Origin of the sequence: Prauserella muralis, assembly GCF_003202285.1 — a bacterium.
Lineage (GTDB): Bacteria > Actinomycetota > Actinomycetes > Mycobacteriales > Pseudonocardiaceae > Prauserella_B > Prauserella_B muralis.
Window position 1 is genome coordinate 1,909,436 of sequence record NZ_MASW01000001.1, and the last position, 17,176, is coordinate 1,926,611.

The 17,176-nt window shown below is 71.8% G+C and carries 16 protein-coding genes; 11 read left to right on the forward strand and 5 right to left on the reverse strand.

Annotated elements, in window-relative coordinates; all coding sequences use genetic code 11:
• Nucleotides 1–4: 4 nt before the first annotated feature.
• Nucleotides 5–1,636 carry a DEAD/DEAH box helicase gene (locus tag BAY60_RS10200; RefSeq protein WP_170160375.1) on the reverse strand — a complete coding sequence of 544 codons (1,632 nt, stop codon included), beginning with the start codon at nt 1,634–1,636 and terminating at the stop codon, nt 5–7.
• A 394-nt stretch (nt 1,637–2,030) separates the two neighbouring features.
• Here BAY60_RS10200 and BAY60_RS10205 point away from each other — a divergent pair, with 394 nt between their 5' ends.
• Together BAY60_RS10205 and BAY60_RS10210 are read left to right on the forward strand one after the other, a co-directional pair.
• Nucleotides 2,031–2,687, forward strand: coding sequence for a ferritin-like fold-containing protein (locus tag BAY60_RS10205; RefSeq protein WP_112280484.1), 657 nt, complete (start codon nt 2,031–2,033; stop codon nt 2,685–2,687).
• A gap of 44 nt (nt 2,688–2,731) precedes the next feature.
• Nucleotides 2,732–2,962, forward strand: a complete 231-nt coding sequence (locus tag BAY60_RS10210) for a DUF3107 domain-containing protein (protein WP_112280485.1) — start codon at nt 2,732–2,734, stop codon at nt 2,960–2,962.
• A 78-nt stretch (nt 2,963–3,040) separates the two neighbouring features.
• Here the strand turns inward: BAY60_RS10210 and BAY60_RS10215 are convergent, their stop codons facing one another.
• Together BAY60_RS10215 and BAY60_RS10220 are read right to left on the reverse strand one after the other, a co-directional pair.
• A complete protein-coding gene (locus tag BAY60_RS10215) occupies nt 3,041–3,376 on the reverse strand; it encodes a DUF4873 domain-containing protein (protein WP_112280486.1) in 336 nt (111 codons plus the stop codon).
• Nucleotides 3,373–4,143, reverse strand: coding sequence for a TetR/AcrR family transcriptional regulator (locus BAY60_RS10220; protein WP_112280487.1), 771 nt, complete (start codon nt 4,141–4,143; stop codon nt 3,373–3,375). The genes BAY60_RS10215 and BAY60_RS10220 overlap by 4 nt, the downstream gene beginning before the upstream one ends.
• Before the next feature lie 56 nt (nt 4,144–4,199).
• Between BAY60_RS10220 and BAY60_RS10225 the strand changes: the two genes are divergently transcribed.
• Both BAY60_RS10225 and BAY60_RS10230 read left to right on the forward strand, forming a co-directional pair.
• Complete coding sequence (locus tag BAY60_RS10225; RefSeq protein WP_112280488.1) at nt 4,200–5,105, forward strand: AurF N-oxygenase family protein; 906 nt, start codon at nt 4,200–4,202, stop codon at nt 5,103–5,105.
• Complete coding sequence (locus BAY60_RS10230) at nt 5,102–6,004, forward strand: alpha/beta fold hydrolase (protein ID WP_112280489.1); 903 nt, start codon at nt 5,102–5,104, stop codon at nt 6,002–6,004. Before BAY60_RS10225 ends, BAY60_RS10230 begins: the two co-directional genes overlap by 4 nt.
• Before the next feature lie 9 nt (nt 6,005–6,013).
• On the opposite strand, the gene BAY60_RS10235 is transcribed toward BAY60_RS10230, so the two are convergent.
• A complete protein-coding gene (locus tag BAY60_RS10235) occupies nt 6,014–6,679 on the reverse strand; it encodes a TetR/AcrR family transcriptional regulator (RefSeq protein ID WP_112280490.1) in 666 nt (221 codons plus the stop codon).
• A gap of 87 nt (nt 6,680–6,766) precedes the next feature.
• On the opposite strand from BAY60_RS10235, the gene BAY60_RS10240 reads away from it, so the two are divergent.
• The 3 genes from BAY60_RS10240 (at nt 6,767) to moeZ (ending at nt 10,278) form a co-directional block, all read left to right on the forward strand.
• Complete coding sequence (locus tag BAY60_RS10240) at nt 6,767–7,780, forward strand: alpha/beta fold hydrolase (protein WP_245992389.1); 1,014 nt, start codon at nt 6,767–6,769, stop codon at nt 7,778–7,780.
• Between the two features lie 102 nt (nt 7,781–7,882).
• Complete coding sequence (locus BAY60_RS10245) at nt 7,883–9,007, forward strand: DUF3152 domain-containing protein (protein ID WP_170160343.1); 1,125 nt, start codon at nt 7,883–7,885, stop codon at nt 9,005–9,007.
• A 92-nt stretch (nt 9,008–9,099) separates the two neighbouring features.
• Nucleotides 9,100–10,278 (forward strand): adenylyltransferase/sulfurtransferase MoeZ, encoded by a 1,179-nt coding sequence (gene moeZ / locus BAY60_RS10250; protein ID WP_112280850.1) that lies wholly within the window; start codon nt 9,100–9,102, stop codon nt 10,276–10,278.
• A gap of 69 nt (nt 10,279–10,347) precedes the next feature.
• Here the strand turns inward: moeZ and BAY60_RS10255 are convergent, their stop codons facing one another.
• Entirely contained in the window at nt 10,348–10,887 is a 540-nt protein-coding gene (locus BAY60_RS10255; RefSeq protein ID WP_112280492.1) for a hypothetical protein, read from the reverse strand.
• Between the two features lie 107 nt (nt 10,888–10,994).
• Here BAY60_RS10255 and BAY60_RS10260 point away from each other — a divergent pair, with 107 nt between their 5' ends.
• The 4 genes from BAY60_RS10260 (at nt 10,995) to BAY60_RS10275 (ending at nt 17,080) form a co-directional block, all read left to right on the forward strand.
• Nucleotides 10,995–11,792, forward strand: a complete 798-nt coding sequence (locus BAY60_RS10260) for a TIGR02569 family protein (RefSeq protein WP_112280493.1) — start codon at nt 10,995–10,997, stop codon at nt 11,790–11,792.
• 226 nt (nt 11,793–12,018) lie between these two features.
• Nucleotides 12,019–14,118: a molybdopterin oxidoreductase family protein gene (locus BAY60_RS10265; protein WP_112280494.1), complete on the forward strand. Its 2,100-nt coding sequence runs from the start codon at nt 12,019–12,021 to the stop codon at nt 14,116–14,118.
• Nucleotides 14,115–15,557: an FAD-dependent oxidoreductase gene (locus BAY60_RS10270; protein ID WP_112280495.1), complete on the forward strand. Its 1,443-nt coding sequence runs from the start codon at nt 14,115–14,117 to the stop codon at nt 15,555–15,557. The genes BAY60_RS10265 and BAY60_RS10270 overlap by 4 nt, the downstream gene beginning before the upstream one ends.
• Before the next feature lie 137 nt (nt 15,558–15,694).
• Entirely contained in the window at nt 15,695–17,080 is a 1,386-nt protein-coding gene (locus BAY60_RS10275; protein ID WP_112280496.1) for an MFS transporter, read from the forward strand.
• The last annotated feature ends 96 nt before the right edge of the window (nt 17,081–17,176 follow it).

Consider the following 17,176-nt stretch of genomic DNA (forward strand, 5'->3'; position numbering starts at 1 on the left):
GACTTCAGTCTGCCCTCGCGGACGTCTCGGCCGCGTTGGACGTTCCCGAACGGCGCCTGCGCCTGCGCCGTGCGGGCCGCTCCGCGCCGTCGCCGTTCTCGGAGTCGGCCTTGTCGCCGCCGGGCGTCTCGGCGGACGGCTTGCTGCCGCCACCCCGGGTACGCCGCCTGCGCCGCGAACCGCCCTCGGACGGCTTGTCCTGCTCACCCTCGGAGCCACCCTCGGCGCCGACGTCCACGCCGCCGCGGGTGCGCTTGCGCGGCGCCGAGCGACGCCGCGGGGAGGCCGCCGACCGGCCGCGCGAGCGCTGCCTTCCGCCGAGGTCCTCTTCCTCCTCGGCCGCGAGCCCGGCGCGCGTGCGCTGGGACAGCGGCAGCCGCCCGGTGGCGTCCTCCGGGATGTCCAGGTCGCTGAACAGGTGCTTCGACGTGGAGTAGGTCTCCACCGGCTCCGGCATGCCGAGCTTCAGCTCGTCGGAGATGAGCTTCCAGCGCGGGATCTCGTCCCAGTCCACGAGCGTCACCGCGACGCCGGTCTTGCCCGCCCTGCCGGTGCGGCCGATGCGGTGCACGTAGGTCTTCTCGTCCTCGGGCGTCTGGTAGTTGATGACGTGGGTGACGTCGTCGACGTCGATGCCGCGTGCCGCGACGTCGGTGGCCACCAGCACGTCCACCTTGCCCGAGCGGAACGCGCGCAGCGCCTGCTCGCGCGCGCCCTGGCCGAGATCGCCGTGCACGGCCGCCGCGGCGAACCCGCGCTCGGCGAGGTCGTCGGCCACCTTCTGCGCGGTCCGCTTGGTCCGCGCGAAGATCATCGTCAGGCCACGCTCGCGGGCGCGCAGCACCTTCGCGACCAGCTCCGGCTTGTCCAGCGAGTGCGCGCGGTAGACGAACTGCCTGGTGCGCTCGTGGATCGCGCCCGCGTCGTTCTCCTCGGCGCGGATGTGCGTCGGCTGGGTCAGGAACGTGCGGGCCAGCGTGATGATCGGGCCCGGCATGGTGGCCGAGAACAGCATCGTCTGCCGCTGCTCGGGCACCATCCGCAGGATGCGCTCGATGTCGGGCAGGAACCCGAGGTCGAGCATCTCGTCGGCCTCGTCCAGCACCAGCGAGCGGACCTTGCCGAGCACGAGGTGCCGCTGCTCGGCGAGGTCGAGCAGCCTGCCGGGGGTGCCGATGACCACGTCGACGCCCTTGCGCAGGGCGTTGATCTGCTGGTCGTACGGGCGGCCGCCGTAGATGGCGGCGATGCGGACGCCGAGATGCTTGGCGGCGTCGGTGAGGTCGTGCGTCACCTGCAGGCACAGCTCGCGCGTCGGCACGACGACGAGCGCCTGCGGGGTGCCGTCGCCGGGAAGCTCCAGCCGCTGCAGCAGCGGGACGCCGAAGCCCAGCGTCTTGCCCATGCCGGTGCGGGCCTGCCCGATCACGTCCTCGCCCGCCAGCGCGAGCGGGAGCGTGAGGGCCTGGATGGCGAAGGTGCGTTCGATGCGGGCCTCGTTCAGGGCCCGCACGATCTCGTCACGGACGCCGAGCTCGGCGAAGGTCGGGGACTCCGGCTCGACGTCGGGCACCGCCTGCAGCGGGTGCGAGGTGTCGACCTCGGGTACGCCGGTCTCGCTGTGTTCCAGCTCGATGGGGTCGGTACCGGGGTTGTCGTTCGGTTCGATGATCTTGATTCGCCTCTCTCATACCAGCGCGCACTGCCGGTTGTTACGCGACACTCGACCACGCGGAATGCGGTCCGTTTCGCGGCCCGAAGCACACGAAACGCGTCACGCGCGGGAACGCCGCCGGAGGCGTGCACGCACACTGCTGTCTCACCGAGGTGTGGTCGCGGGGCGGTCTCGCCCTGCACGGCGGCACACGACTCGATGGAACTGTCACTACCAGTCCGAAGTGTACCCTGTCCACCCGCTCGGCAGTGACCGTGCTCGCACGCGAGTCACGTGTCGTTGGTCTCCCCGCCCCGGAGCACCGTCATCCGCGTGCCGCGCCCGCGGCCGCGGAGCCTGCACTACGGTGACACCCGTGAGTGAGGCGAAAGCGCAGATCGCAACCGGTGTCGCGGATCTGCTGGGGGTGCTGGCGTACGGCGAGCTGTCGGCGTTCGACCGGCTCGCCGAGGACGCGCGGACGGCTCCCACCCTCGCCGGGAGGGCGGCGCTGGCCTCGATGGCCGCCGCCGAGATCGGCCACTACCGGCTGCTCGAGCGGTACCTGGCCGAGCACGGCGTGCCGGTGGAGGAGGCGATGCGGCCGTTCATCCGCCACGTCGACGCGTTCCAGGCGTCGACGGCACCGAAGTCGTGGCTGGAGTCGCTGGTCAAGGCCTACGTCGTGGACAACCTCGCCGCGGACCTCTACCGCGAGCTCGGCCAGCTGCTCGACGCGGAGACCAAGGAGCTCGTCGTCACCGTCCTGGCCGACACGGGGCACTCCGCGTTCGCCGAGCGTGAAGTCGCGGCGGCCATCGAAGCCGACCGGACGCAGCGCGACCGGCTGGCCCTGTGGGCGCGCAGGCTGCTCGGTGAGGCGTTGACGCAGGCCCAGTACATCGTGGCCGAGCGGGACGGGCTCGCCGAGCTGATCGTGCAGGGCACAGGCGACCTGTCGGGCATCGCGGCGCTGTTCCGGAGGCTGCAGCAGGCCCACACCAAGCGGATGCAGGTGCTCGGTCTCGGTTAGCCTGGGAGGGAACGAACCGGCACACACGCAGGCGGAGGTTTCACGTGGAGGTCAAGATCGGCATCAAGGACACCCCGCGGGAGCTCGTGGTGTCCAGTGGCCAGTCGGCCGAGGAGGTCGAGAAGCTGGTCGCCGAGGCGCTGGGTGCCGACGACGGCCTGTTCCGCCTGACCGACGACAAGGGCCGCAAGTTCCTGGTCCCTTCGGACCGGATCGCCTACGTCGAGATCGCGCCGTCGGACGTGCGCAAGGTCGGCTTCGCCGTCGGCTCCTGACGCCGTTTTCCCGGTCACGGCCGGCGACCCGTTCCCGCGGACGACGCGGCGAACGGGTCGTTCGCTGTGTGCCGCCGGTCAGCTGGGCAGGTCGGACAGCGAGGTGGGCACGCGGAACGGGGGCGTGCTCGTGCCCATGATCCGGTAGCGGTCCCACGGGTCGGGGTCGGACAGCTCGCCCTCGGCCGAACCCTGCGGCGTCCTGATCTCCACCGGCTGCTTCCTGCCCGCTGCCAGGGCCGAGACCCGCTCGTGCGGCCTGATCCGGCCGTACCAGTGGTAGTAGCCGTCGATGGGCTGGAAGTGCCCGCGCAGCTCGACCTCGACGGCCAGTTCCTCGCTCTGGAGCACCAGTGTCGCGGCGCCGGTGTAGCCGTCCTCGTCGTCGTGCCCGTGCTCGTCGTGCCCGCTCATGACGTCTCCCTGTCCGGCTCGGCCGGTGTCACCGGCGCGAGCTTGACCACCTTGTTCGCGTCGAGCGGCTGGTTGCCGTCGATGGTCACGCCGTGCTGGCGGCACAGGCCGTCGATGGCGGCCCAGATGATCTGCGTCAGGTACTCGACCACGCTGTCGCGGCTCATCGTGCGCTTGTCCAGCCACCACTCGCCGGTGTTCTGGACCATGCCGACGATGCCGAACGCCCACGGCTCCGCCGCGCCCGAGTCCATGCCGAACATGCGCATGTAGTCGCCGAGCAGGGCGGTCAGCGCGGTGGCGATGACCTCCTTGTCCTCGGCCACGACGTCGGCGTCCACCGGCTTGTCGGCGAAGGACTTGCGCGCGAGCAGCCGGTACAGGTTCGGATGCTCCTCGATGACGGTGAAGAACGCGTCGAGCGCCATCCGGATGCGGGGAATCGGCGCCAGTTCGGCGTTGATGGCCGGCAGCAGCCGCTCGAACAGCAGCTCCGTGCCGCGCTGGCCGAGCGCAAGGTACAGGTCGGCCTTGTCGTCGAAATGCCGGTACAGCACGGGCTTGGTGACCCCGGCCGCCGCGGCGACGTCGTCCATCCCCAGCTCGGGGCCGTGCTCGTCGAGTGCCGTGAGCGCGGCCTCCACGAACTCCGCTCTGCGGGCGATCCGGTGCTTGCGCCACCGGTCGCGGCGTGCGTCCCCGGCCGGCGCGGCCTGCTTGCCCGCGTGTTTGCTGCTGCGCTTGACACCGTCCGCCATGCGCCGCATGCTACCAGAAGTAACTGTTACCAAGGGTTACACAAAGGGGAAGGTGGGTGCCTGCGATGACGCGGACCCTGAGGGAGCCAGGGCGCGAGAAGACCGCCGAGCGGCTGCTGAAGTCGTCGGCGAACAAGTTCTACGACCCGGAGGTCGACATCGACTGGGCCGCGCCCCTGGTCGAGGGCAAGCGCTTCATCCCCGAGCACCGCTCCACCCTCTACGGCACCGAACTGTGGGACCGGCTGAGCCCGCAGCAGCGGATCGAGCTGGGCAAGCACGAGCTCGCCAGCGTGGCCACCAACGGCCTGTGGTTCGAGATCCTGCTCATGCAGATGCTGCTCAAGGAGGTCTACGACGCCGACCCCACGAGCAGCCACGCCCAGTACGCGCTCACCGAGGTCGCCGACGAGTGCCGCCACTCCACCATGTTCGCGAGGATGGCCGAGCGGATCGGCTGCCCGCCGTACGGCCCGGTGCTGTGGCGGCGAAGGCTCGGCAAGATCCTGCCGGTCATCGGCTACGGGCCCGCGCTCTACGGCTCCATCCTCGTGGCCGAGGAGGTGCTCGACCGGCTGCAGCGCGAGCAGATGAACGACCCGGACATCCAGCCGCTCGTGCGCATGGTCAACCGCATCCACGTGCTGGAGGAGGCCCGGCACGTCACGTTCGCCCGCGAGGAGGTCACGCGCGGCATGGCGCGGTTGTCGAAGAAGGAGCTGGCCTACCAGCGGCTGCTCATCGCCGTCGTCTCGCACGAGATCACCCGCAGCCTCGTCAACCCGGCCGTCTACAAGGCCGTCGGGATCCGGCCGAGGGACGGCTACCAGGCCGCCATGAGCAACCCGCACTGGCAGGAGACCGTCCGCTACTCCGGCGAGCGGATCATGGCCTTCCTGGACGACGCGGGCCTCGTCGGCAGGCCGGGGATGACGTTCTGGCGCCGGTCGTTCCTGGTGAGCGGCCGATGACGCTGGCAGCGCCACGCGAGACGCGCCAGGGACGGTTCGTCACCGGCGACGGCACCTCGCTGCACGTGGAGCAGACCGGGCCCGCCGACGCGGCCGCGACCCTCGTGCTCGTGCACGGCTGGACCCAGGACCACCGCACGTGGGACCGTGTGCTGCCCGGCCTGCCCCGCGACGTGCGGGTCGTGCGCTACGACCTGCGCGGTCACGGCCTCTCCGACCCGGCGCGGCCCGGCACCGCGACCATCGACCACCTGGCCGACGACCTGGCCGAGCTGCTCGCCGACCGGGCACCCGGCGGCAGGCTCGTCCTGGCGGGGCACTCGATGGGCGGCATGACGATCATGGCGCTGGCCGACCGGCATCCGGGGCTGGTGGCCGACCGCGTGGCGGGTGTGGGGTTCGTCGCCACGTCGTGCTGCGACATGGACCGGATCACGCTGGGCCTGCCGGGGGCGGCGGGCAGCGGGGCGGCCCGCATCGAGCGGCGGCTGGCCCGCCTGCTCGCCGAGTACCGCGGGGAGGCGCTGCCGCTGCGGCCCGCCGCAGCCAGGGCGGGCGCGCGCTGGCTGGTCTTCGGAAGGCGCCCGCGCCGGCAGGACGTCGCCTCGGTCGCCGACCAGCTGCTGCGGGCGCACCCGGCGAGCGTCGGCGGGTTCCAGAAGGCCATCTCGCTGCACGACCGGAGGGTGGCACTGGCGGCCCTGCGGACCACGCGTGCGGTGGTGCTCGCGGGCGAGGCCGACCGGCTCTGCCCCGTGCGGCACGCCGAGACCATCGCGGAGGAACTGCCGTCGGCGCGCTTCGTGCTCTATCCCGGCGCGGGGCACATGCTCCCGCAGGAGCGGGCGGCCGAGGTCGCCGCGCAGCTGCGTGAGCTCACCGGCGCCGCCGTGCGCTGAGGCGCCTCGTCAGGGGTGCTGGAGCGGGAAACCGGCGCCGATGCCGCGCCACGCCAGCGTGGAGGTGAGCGCCACGGCCTCCTCCTGGCTCATCGAGCTGTGGTGCTGCAGCCAGAACCGGGCGCTGACCTGGCTCATGCCCACCAGCCCCACGGCCAGCAGCCGCGCCTTGTCCTCGTCGAGCCCGGCGTCGGCGGTGATCGTCTCGGTGATCGCGTCGACGCTGGCCGACGTCGCGCGGTCCACCGCCTCCTGCACCGACGGCTCGCCCCGCAGGTCCGACTCGAACACCATCCGGAACGCGCCCGCGTCGCCGCTGACGAAGTCGAAGAAGGCACCGACGGCGTTCTTGACGCGCTGCTTGTTGTCGGTGGTGGACGACAGCGCCTCCTGCACCCGGCCGACCAGGTGCTCGACGTGGCTTTCCAGCAGGGCGATGTAGAGGTCGAGCTTGCCGGGGAAGTGCTGGTACAGCACGGGCTTGCTGACACCGGCCCGCTCGGCGATGTCGTCCATGGCCGCAGCGTGGTAACCGTTGGCGGCGAAGACCTGCTGCGCCGCCGACAGCAGCTGCGCCCGGCGCTCGGTACGGGGCAACCGCACCCCGCGGCCCAGCTGTGCCGGTGCGGTGGTGTCGCTCGCCGTGTGCGCCTGCGGTCGCGCCGTCTCCGTCATGCCGCCTCCAACTTCCAGTCCCACAGCACATTACTCGCCGGTATGCATCGGGCGCCAAAACCGGTGGACATGAGGCATGCTGGAATCGTGTCCGAAACGCTGTCCCGCCGGACGGCGGCCCCCTCGGCGAAGGCCGGAGGCCGCCCGCCGCTGACTCATGTCCCGCTTTCGGCGACGCCGCTGCCGCCGGTCGACGCCACGACGAAGCCGTGGCCGGGCACCGAGGAGAGGGTAGGCGACCTCCGGTTGCACGTTCGCCGCACACCCGGTGCCGACCACGCGCGGGTGGTGTACGTGCACGGCCTCGGCGGCTCGTCGACGAACTGGACCGACCTCGCGGCCCTGCTCTCGCCCGTCGCGGGTGGTGCGGCGCTCGACCTGCCCGGGTTCGGCTTCTCCGAGCCCGCGGACGGGTTCACGTTCAGTCTCAGCGCGCACGCCGACGTCGTCGCGCGCTTCGTCGAGCAGGACAGCGCGGAGCCGGTCCACCTGGTCGGCAACTCGATGGGCGGTGCGATCGCGCTGCTGGTTGCCGCCCGCAGGCCGGAGCTGGTGCGCACGCTGACGCTGGTCTCGCCCGCGATGCCGGACCGCAGGCTCGACCCGAGACGGCTGTCCGACCCGAGGATGGCGCTGGCCTACCTGCCTGTCGTTGGCAAGAAGGCACGTCGTGAGCTCGCCGCGCTGGGCCCGAGGGAGCGGGCGGAGCAGGTGATCAGGCTGTGTTTCGCGGAGCCGCACGCGTTTCCCGAGCACCGGCTGGACGAGCTGGCCGAGGAACACAGCGCGCGGGCCGCCTACGAGTGGGTCAACCACGCGATGGCCCGCAGCACGATGGAGATCTTCCGCATGTGGTTCACGGCAGGGTCGAGGTCGCTGTGGTCGGTCGCGCGCACCGTCGAGGCGCCGTCGCTGGTCGTGTGGGGCACGAAGGACAGGGTCATCTCGGTGCGCAGGGCCAAGCGCACGGCGCAGGTGCTGCCCCGCTCGCGGCTGCTGGTGCTGCCGAGGACGGGGCACGTGGCGCAGATGGAGCGCCCCCGCACCGTCGCGCGGGCGGTGCTGGGCATGTGGGAGAGCGTCGAGACGGGCGAGTGGTAGGCGCCGGGGCCACGATTTCTGCTCCGATCGGGTGACACGTATTCGGTCGGCGGCCCGCCGGTCGGCTCCGGTGTGACCGTCCGCATGTGGCACCCTGGGGCCGTGGACCGGGCGAAAGAGGGAGTGCGGCGAGACGGGCAGCGTACGCAGTACGCGGCGCGTCGGTCCGGCGCCCCGCCGTCCAGGGACCACTACGGCGCCTCCCGCTACCGTGGTGCGTCGCGGCTGTCCGACGACCGCTACCGCTCGGGTGCCCGGCGGACGACCGCCGAGCCGTTGCGTGCCTCGTGGCAGCCGATGGCCGAGCGGGAGGACGACGACGAGCCGCCCCGGCCCTCGTGGCTGCGCAGGGTCGCGGCCACCTACGGCTGGCGGGCCTACGCCCTGCCGATCCTCGTGGTGATCACCGCGCTCGTCGTGTTCGACACCACCCGCACCTCCGACGAGGAAGCCGCCAACGTGGCCGCCGAGTCGGCGCCGTCGGCCGGCGCGCCGAGCCAGGAACCCGTGGCCACCGAGAACCCCCCTGAGCAGGTCAAGCTCGACATCCCCACCGCGAAGCTGCCCGAGGGCGGCGACTACACGAAGTCCGGTCGCGGCACGTGGCACGTCGTGCCGGGCTCGGGCGAGAAGGTCGGCAGCGGCGGGCAGCTCTACACCTACACGATCGAGGTCGAGGACGGCATCGACCCGGCGAGCTACGCCGGTGACGACAGCTTCGCCGCCACCGTCGAGGGCACGTTGTCGGATCCCCGCAGCTGGACCGGCAATGGTGACGTGACCCTGCAGCGGGTGGACGCCAGCTTTCCCAACCCGGACTTCCGGGTGAGTCTCACCACACCGGAGACCGCGCACAGGCCGGACGTCTGCGGCTCGTCCATCCCGTTCGAGGCGTCCTGCCGCAGGGCGGACGTGCAGGGCGAGGACCGGGTGATCATCAACCTGGCGCGCTGGGTCCGCGGTGCGCTCGCGTTCAACAGCGACCTCACCGGCTACCGGCTGTACGCCATCAACCACGAGGTCGGGCACGCGCTCGGCCTCGGCCACGAGGGCTGCCGCAAGGACGGCGGGCTGGCGCCGGTGATGATGCAGCAGACGTTCGGCGTGGCCAACGACTACGTGGCGCAGCTCAACAACCGCACGGGCGGCGACCGGGGCACCGTCCCCGCCGACGGCAAGGTGTGCAAGCCCAACGCATGGCCGAACCCGCAGGCCAAGAGCCGGTAGCCGGGCGTCCACCATGTGGACGCGGGGAAGACCGGAACGGCCTCACCGGTTATAGATTGAAGGACTGCGTCACCCGCGAGATGGAGGACCCGATGTCAGGCACGCTGCCGCCGCTGGTGGAGCCGGCCGCCGAGCTCACGAAGGACGAGGTCGCGCGCTACAGCCGCCACCTCATCATCCCGGATGTCGGGATGGAAGGGCAGAAGCGGCTGAAGAACGCGAAGGTGCTGGTCATCGGTGCCGGCGGACTGGGGAGCCCGGCGCTGCTGTACCTCGCGGCCGCGGGTGTCGGCACGCTCGGCGTCATCGACTTCGACGTCGTGGACGAGTCGAACCTGCAGCGGCAGGTGATCCACGGCCAGTCCGACATCGACAAGCCCAAGGCCGTCTCGGCCAAGGAGTCGATCGCGGAGGTCAACCCCTACGTCAACGTCATCCTGCACCAGGAGCAGCTGACGAGCGACAACGCGCTGGACATCTTCCGCGGTTACGACCTGATCCTCGACGGCACCGACAACTTCGCCACCCGCTACCTGGTCAACGACGCCGCCGTGCTGCTCGGCAAGCCGTACGTGTGGGGCTCGATCTTCCGGTTCGAGGGCCAGGTCAGCGTGTTCTGGGAGGACGCGCCCAACGGCAGGGGCCTCAACTACCGCGACCTCTACCCGGAGCCGCCGCCTCCCGGCATGGTGCCCTCGTGCGCCGAGGGTGGCGTGCTGGGTGTGCTGTGCGCGTCGATCGGCTCGATCATGGTCACCGAGGCCGTCAAGCTGATCACCGGCATCGGCGAACCGCTGCTGGGCAGGCTCATCAGCTACGACGCGCTCGAGATGCGGTACCGCGAGGTCAAGATCCGCAAGGACCCGGACACGCCGAAGATCACCGAGCTGATCGACTACGAGGCGTTCTGCGGTGTCGTTTCGGACGAGGCGCAGCAGGCGGCGTCGGACCACACCCTCACGCCCGCCGAGCTGAAGGCCAAGTTCGACGCAGGTGAGAACTTCGCGCTGATCGACGTCCGTGAGCCGCACGAGTACGAGATCGTCAACATCAAGGGCGCCACGCTGATCCCGAAGGACCGGATCCTGTCCGGGGAGGCGCTGGCCGAACTGCCGCAGGACAAGCCCATCGTGCTGCACTGCAAGTCCGGGGCCCGCTCCGCCGAGGCGCTGGCCGCGCTGCACCGCGCTGGCTTCCGCGACGCCACCCACCTTGGCGGCGGCGTGCTCGCCTGGGCAAGGCAGATCGACACCAGCCTGCCCACCTACTGACGCCCCCAGGGCAGTGAGCAAGGGACCTTTACTCTCGTTTGGCGGGAGTAAAGGTCCCTTGCTCCCGGGTCAGGCGGTGACGAACGCGCGCAGGAACTGGCCGAACTCGCGCAGCACCGGTGATCCCGCCGGGGCGCCGGGCACCGGTTCCGGCAGCCAGACGCACAGCGCGACGCCCGTCAGCAGCACCACGAGCGCGGGGCCACGCACCGTCCAGCGGTCGACGAACGCGCAGGCCACCAGCGGGAACGGCAGTGTGAGCAGCACGAGGTTCACCGCGGGAGGAAACGGGGTGCCGAGGGCGTCGAGCGCGCTGACCGTGAACAGGACGGCCACCGTGCTGAGGAACGTGTACGCCAGGGCCCACAGCAGCCGGATGCCGTGGCCGGCGGTCAGCGACGTCACGCGGCGGGTGGCCGTGCCGACGGCGTAGGTCAGCGCCGCGAGCAGCAGCACCGGCGGGACGAGCAGGAACCCCGCGTGCAGGAACGCGGCGAGGACGACGAGCCAGCCGCCGGTCAGCGTCGTCACCGCACCCGCAACCCACAGGGCCGCCACGTGTGCCACGACGGGCCACGGACCGTCCCGCCGCACCGGAACCTCGATCATGAACCGCAACCCTGCCAGCGGGACGGCCGGATTCCCACGGTAGATCTACTCAGTTCGCCGGCGGTGCGCCTGCTCGGCGCCATCTTCCGCAGGCGGTAGCGTCAGCGATCGTGGCCCGCAGAGAACCGCCTCCCGCGCACGTCTGCGCGGCGTTCGGCACCGATGCGGCCTCCGCGGAGCCGCTGCCGGGCACCGGCGCGTGGCGCTGCGACGGCCTGGTGCTGAGACCCGTCAGCGATCGAGCCCACGCCGTGTGGCTCGCTCGCACCCTCGCCGCCCTCGACGTGCCCGACCTGCGCATCGCCCACCCCGTGCGCACCACCGACGGCCGCTGGGTCATCGCAGGATGGTCCGCCAGCCGCTTCGTCTCCGGAACGCCCGAACATCGCCACGACGCCGTCGTGCTCACGGCCGTCAAGCTGCATCAGGCCACGGCCCAGCTGCCCCGCCCCGACTTCCTCTCCGGCCGCACCGGTATCGCCGCCGTCGCCGAGCGCATCGCCTGGCAGGAACAGGACGCCGAGCTCGACGAGACGAAGGGCGGCCGCTGGTTCGAGATCCTCGCCCCCGCCCGCAAGCCCGTCGAGCTGCCCGACCAGGTCGTGCACGGCGAGCTGTTCGGCAACGTCCTCTTCGACGGCGACGCACCGCCCGGCATCGTCGACTTCGTTCCGCACTACCGGCCCGCCGAGTGGGGCGCCGCCGTGGCCGCCGTCGACGCGGTCGCCTGGGGCGGCGCCGACGGCGAGCTGCTGCGCCGCTGGGCACACCTGCCGGAGTGGCCCCAGCTGCTGTTGCGTGCCGTGCTGTTCCGGCTCGCGTTCAACTCCCTGCACCCGCGATCCACCGCCTCGGCCCTCGACGGCCTGCGCGCCGCCGCCAGCGAGGTCAGCGACATCCTCTGACGGCTCCGGTGCCGCGCGGGAGAAGGTTCCCCAATGCCACATTTGTTCCACTGGATGGAGCGAATGCCGCATTGGCTCCATCCAGTGGAGCGAATGCCACATTGGGGAGCTTCACCACGGGCTCGGCGGGATCGGCGCGCAATGTCGCACGGCTGAAACATTCGGCCACGTCCAAGTAACACGGGCTGCCTACCGTCGGAAGCTGCCAGCGAGCAGGAGGTGCCCGTTGACGCTGACGGCCGAACCCACGGCGATCGCCACCGAGACCCACTGCCCCTACTGCGCACTCCAGTGCGGCATGAGCCTCACCAGCGAGGCAGGCGGCACACCCACCGTCACCCCGCGCCGGTTCCCGGCGAACGGCGGCGGGCTGTGCCAGAAGGGATGGACCTCGCCCGCACTGCTGGGCTCTCCGGCCCGGCTGACCAGCCCGCTCGTCCGCGTCGACGGCGAGCTGCGCCCGGCAAGCTGGGACACCGCGCTCGACCTCGTCGCCACCCGGCTGCGCGAGATCCGGCGCGTGCACGGAGCCGACGCCGTGGCCGTCTTCGGCGGCGGGGGACTCACCAACGAGAAGAGCTACCTGCTGGGCAAGTTCGCCCGCGTGGCGCTGGGCACGTCGCAGATCGACTACAACGGCCGGTTCTGCATGTCCTCGGCGGCGGCGGCCGGGATCAAGGCGTTCGGCCTCGACCGCGGGCTGCCGTTCCCGCTCACCGACCTCGCGGACGCCGACGTGGTGCTGCTGGTCGGCGCCAACCCCGCCGAGACGATGCCGCCGTTCGTCCAGCACCTCACGGGCGCGAGCAGCAGGGGCGGGCTCGTCGTGGTGGACCCGCGGCGCACGCCGACCGCCGAGCAGGCCAACCTGCACCTGACACCCGCACCCGGCACGGACCTTGCCCTTGCGCTGGGCATCCTGCACGCCGTCGTCGCCGACGGGCACCTGAACCAGTCCTACGTGGACAGAAGGACCACCGGTTTCGGCGCCGTGTGGCGCGTCGTGGCCGGGTACTGGCCGGAGCACGTCGAGCGCATCACCGGCGTCGCGGCCGCCGACCAGCGGCGCGTGGCCGGAATGCTCGCCCGCGCCCGCAACGCCTACGTGCTCACCGCGCGCGGCGCCGAGCAGCACGCCACGGGCGTCGACACGGTCAGCGCCTGGATCAACCTGGCCCTCGCGCTCGGCCTTCCCGGCAGGCAGGGCTCCGGCTACGGCTGCCTCACCGGGCAGGGCAACGGCCAGGGCGGGCGCGAGCACGGCCAGAAGGCCGACCAGCTGCCCGGATACCGCAAGATCGCCGACCCGGCGGCCCGGGAGCACGTCGCGGGCGTGTGGGGCGTGCCACCGGAGTCGCTGCCTGGGCCGGGACGGTCCGCCTACGAGCTGCTCGACGCGCTCGGCACCGGTGACGGCCCGCGGGCACTGCTCGTGTTCGGCAGCAACGTCGTCGTGTCGGCGCCCCGGTCGGCGCACGTGGCCGAGCGGCTGTCCGCGCTGGACTTCCTGGTCACCGCCGATCTGGTGCTGTCGGAGACCTCCGCGCTCGCCGACGTCGTCCTGCCCGTGACGCAGTGGGCCGAGGAGGACGGGACGATGACCAATCTCGAGGGGCGGGTTCTGTTGCGCCGCAAGGCCGTCGACCCGCCCGAGAGTGTGCGCACCGATCTGCAGGTGCTGTCCGCGCTCGCCCAGCGGCTCGGCCAGCCCGCACAGCGCTTCCCCGCCGACGCCGAGACCGTGTTCACCGAGCTGCGCGCCGCCTCGGCGGGCGGGCCCGCCGACTACTCCGGCGTCAGCTACGACCGGCTGCGCGCGGGTGAGGCGCTGTACTGGCCCGTACCGGACGACGAGCACCCGGGGACCCCACGGATGTTCCTCGACGCCTTCGCCCACCCGGACGGGCGCGCCCGGTTCGTGCCCGTCGCGCACACCGGCCCCGCCGAACCACCGGACGAGGAGTTCCCCCTGCAGGCCACGACGGGACGCGTGCTGCAGCACTACCAGTCCGGCGCGCAGACCCGCCTCGTCGCGGAACTGAACGACAGCGTGCCGGAGGTCTACGTCGAGGTGCACCCGGACACCGCGCGGCGCGCCGGGCTCACCGACGGCGGCCTCGCGAGCGTCGTCTCGCGGCGTGGTGCCGTCACGGCACGGGTGCGCTGTGTCGGTTCGCTGCGGCCCGACGTCGTGTTCCTGCCCTTCCACTTCCCTGGGGAGCAGCGGGCCAACCTGCTCACCAACCCCGCACTCGACCCGGCCAGCCGGATGCCCGAGTTCAAGGTCTGCGCGGTGCGCCTGAGCACACAGGACGGTGCCCGATGAGCCCCCGCCACGTCGTCGTGCTCGGCTACGGCATGGCGGGCGCCCGGTTCGCCGACGAGGTCCGTCGCCGTGACCCCGGCGCCGAGCGCGTGACGCTCACCGTGCTCGGCGCCGAACCCCACCACGCCTACAACCGCGTGCTGCTGTCGGCGGTGGTCGCCGGCTCCATGCGCGCGGACGCGGTGCGGCTGCACGACGAGGACTGGGCACGGCGCCACGGCATCGACCTGCGGCTGGACGCCGAGGCGGTCCGCATCGACAGGGCGGAGCGCGCGGTCGAGCTGGCCGACGGCAGCCGCGTCGGCTACGACGCGCTGGTGCTCGCCACCGGCAGCAGGCCCTGGCTCCCTCCGGTGGAGGGCCTGACCGTCGACGGCGAGCTGGCCGAGGGCGCGGTGACCTTCCGCACCCTCGACGACTGCGAGCGCATCCTCACCGCGGCCAGGGCGGGAGCGCCCGTGGCGGTGCTCGGCGGCGGCCTGCTCGGGCTGGAAGCGGCCAGGGGACTGGCCGGGCGCGGCAACCTGGTGACCGTCGTGCACCCCGTTGGCCACGTGATGGAGCGCCAGCTCGACCCCGGCGCGGGCCGGGTGCTCACGCGCACCCTCGGCGAGCAGGGCATCGACTTCCGGCTGGGCCGCAGCGCCGCCAAGTACGTGGCGGGCGACGGGCTCAAGCTGGACGACGGCAGCCACGTCGACGCCGACCTCGTGGTGGTGTCGGCCGGGGTGCGCGCGGAGACCGGCCTCGCCGCCGACGCCGGGCTCGCCGTCGACCGCGGCATCGTCGTCGACGACGCGCTGCGCACCAGCGACGGCCGCATCCACGCCCTCGGTGACTGCGCGCAGCATCCGGGCACGGTGTCCGGGCTCGTGCAGCCCGCGTGGGAACAGGCAGAGGTGCTCGCCGGCCTGCTCACCGGCACCGACACGGCCGCCCGCTACCGGGGCACCTCCGTGGTCACCCGGCTGAAGGCCCGCGGCATCGACCTCGCGGCGCTCGGCGACACCAGCGCCGGCACCGCCGACGCCGGCACCGAGGTGCTGTGCCTCGACGACCCGGCGCGCGGCCGGTACGGCAAGCTCGTACTGCGCGACGACCGGATCGCCGGAGCGATCCTGCTGGGCCTGCCGGACGCCGCCGCCACCATCACCCAGCTCTACGACCGGGGCGTGCCCGCGCCGAGCGACCGGCTCGCGCTGCTGCTCGGCAGGGCGCTGCCCTCCGGCGCGCCCGCGGCGGCGAGCCCTGCCGACCTGCCCGCCTCGGCGGTGGTGTGCCGCTGCAACTCCGTCAGCAAGGGCAGGCTCGTCGACGCCTGGCGCGCCGGAGCGTCCACTGTGGCCGAACTCGCGTCGGCCACCCGCGCGAGCACCGGCTGCGGCAGCTGCGCCGACGCGGTGTGCGGCATCGCCGACTGGCTGGCCAGCACCGCCTGACCACCGACCTCACACCGTGCCCTCGGCGCGGTGAGCACCCGTTAGCACGCGCGCGACGTCGCGCGCGGGCCGCCGAAACCGGCGGTTCCTAGCGTGTCCGCCAACGAACCCCGTCAGCGAGGCCCAAGGAGACACCCATGACTCTCGCAGCCGAGAAACCCGCAGCACCGGAGGCGACGCCGCGGCGCGGCCGGTGGATCGACCACTGGGAGCCGGAGGACGAGAAGTTCTGGAACGCGGGCGGCAAGAAGGTCGCCTGGCGCAACCTCGGCTTCTCCATCCTGGCCGAGCACCTCGGGTTCAACGTGTGGATCCTGATGAGCATCGTCGTGGTGAACCTCGGCGAGGTCGGCATCGACTTCAGCGTCGGGCAGACGTTCTGGCTGCTGATCGTGCCCAACCTGGTGGGCTCGGCGCTGCGCGTGCCCTACACGTTCGCGATCCCGAAGTTCGGCGGCAGGGCGTGGACCACCGTCAGCGCGTCGCTGCTGATGATCCCGTGCGTGCTGCTGCTGGTGGCGGTGAACACCCAGGCGCCGTTCTGGTTCTTCCTCCTCGTCGCGGCGGCGATGGGCTTCGGCGGCGGCAACTTCTCCTCGTCGATGACCAACATCTCCTTCTTCTTTCCCGAGGGCAAGAAGGGGCTCGCGCTCGGCCTCAACGCCGCGGGCGGCAACCTCGGCGTCGCCGTGACCCAGCTGTTCGTGCCGCTGGTCATCAGCATCGGCACCGGCATCAACCTCGCCTACGCCGCACTGATGTGGATGCCCGTCATCATCGTCTCGGCGGTCTGCTCGTGGTCCTTCATGGACAGTCTGACGTCGGCGAAGCCGGACGGACGGTCGTACCGCGTCGCGATGGCCAACAAGCACACCTGGGTGATGTCGTTTCTCTACATCGGCACGTTCGGCTCGTTCATCGGCTACTCGTTCGCCTTCCCGTCGCTGATCAAGCTCAGCTTCACCGACCACACGAGCTTCGTGGCCCTGGCGTTCCTCGGCGCGCTCATCGGCTCGGTGAGCAGGCCGTTCGGCGGCTGGCTCTCCGATCGGCTCGGCGGCGGCCGCATCACGTTGTGGAACTTCGCCGGGCTGATGATCGGCACCGTCGGCGTCCTGATCAGCGTCACGCAGCACAACTTCGCCCTGTTCTTCGGCTCGTTCATCCTGCTGTTCGTGCTCACCGGCATCGGCAACGGCTCCACCTACCGCATGATCCCGATGATCTTCGCCGCCGAGGCCAGGCGTACCGCGGGGCCCGATGACGACCCGGCTGCGGTGGCGAAGGCGGCCAAGCGCCAGGCCGGTGCCGTGGTCGGGGTCGCGGGCGCCATCGGCGCCTTCGGCGGCGTGCTGGTCAACCTGGTGTTCAAGTTCTCGCTCGAGGGCGGCGGCACGCTCACCCCGGCGCTGATCGCGATCCTCGCCTTCTACGCCGTCTGCGTGGGCACCACCTGGTGGTTCTACCTGCGCAGCAGCTTCGCGGTTCGGCGGGTGCCGAGCCTGGCCTACGCCCGGGTGTGAGCCTGCCCGCACACCGGCCCCTGAACTGCGAAGGGAGCGATTGGTAACAGCGCCGCAACACCGAGGAAGCGGCCCGGATACGCGCCCTGGCGAGCA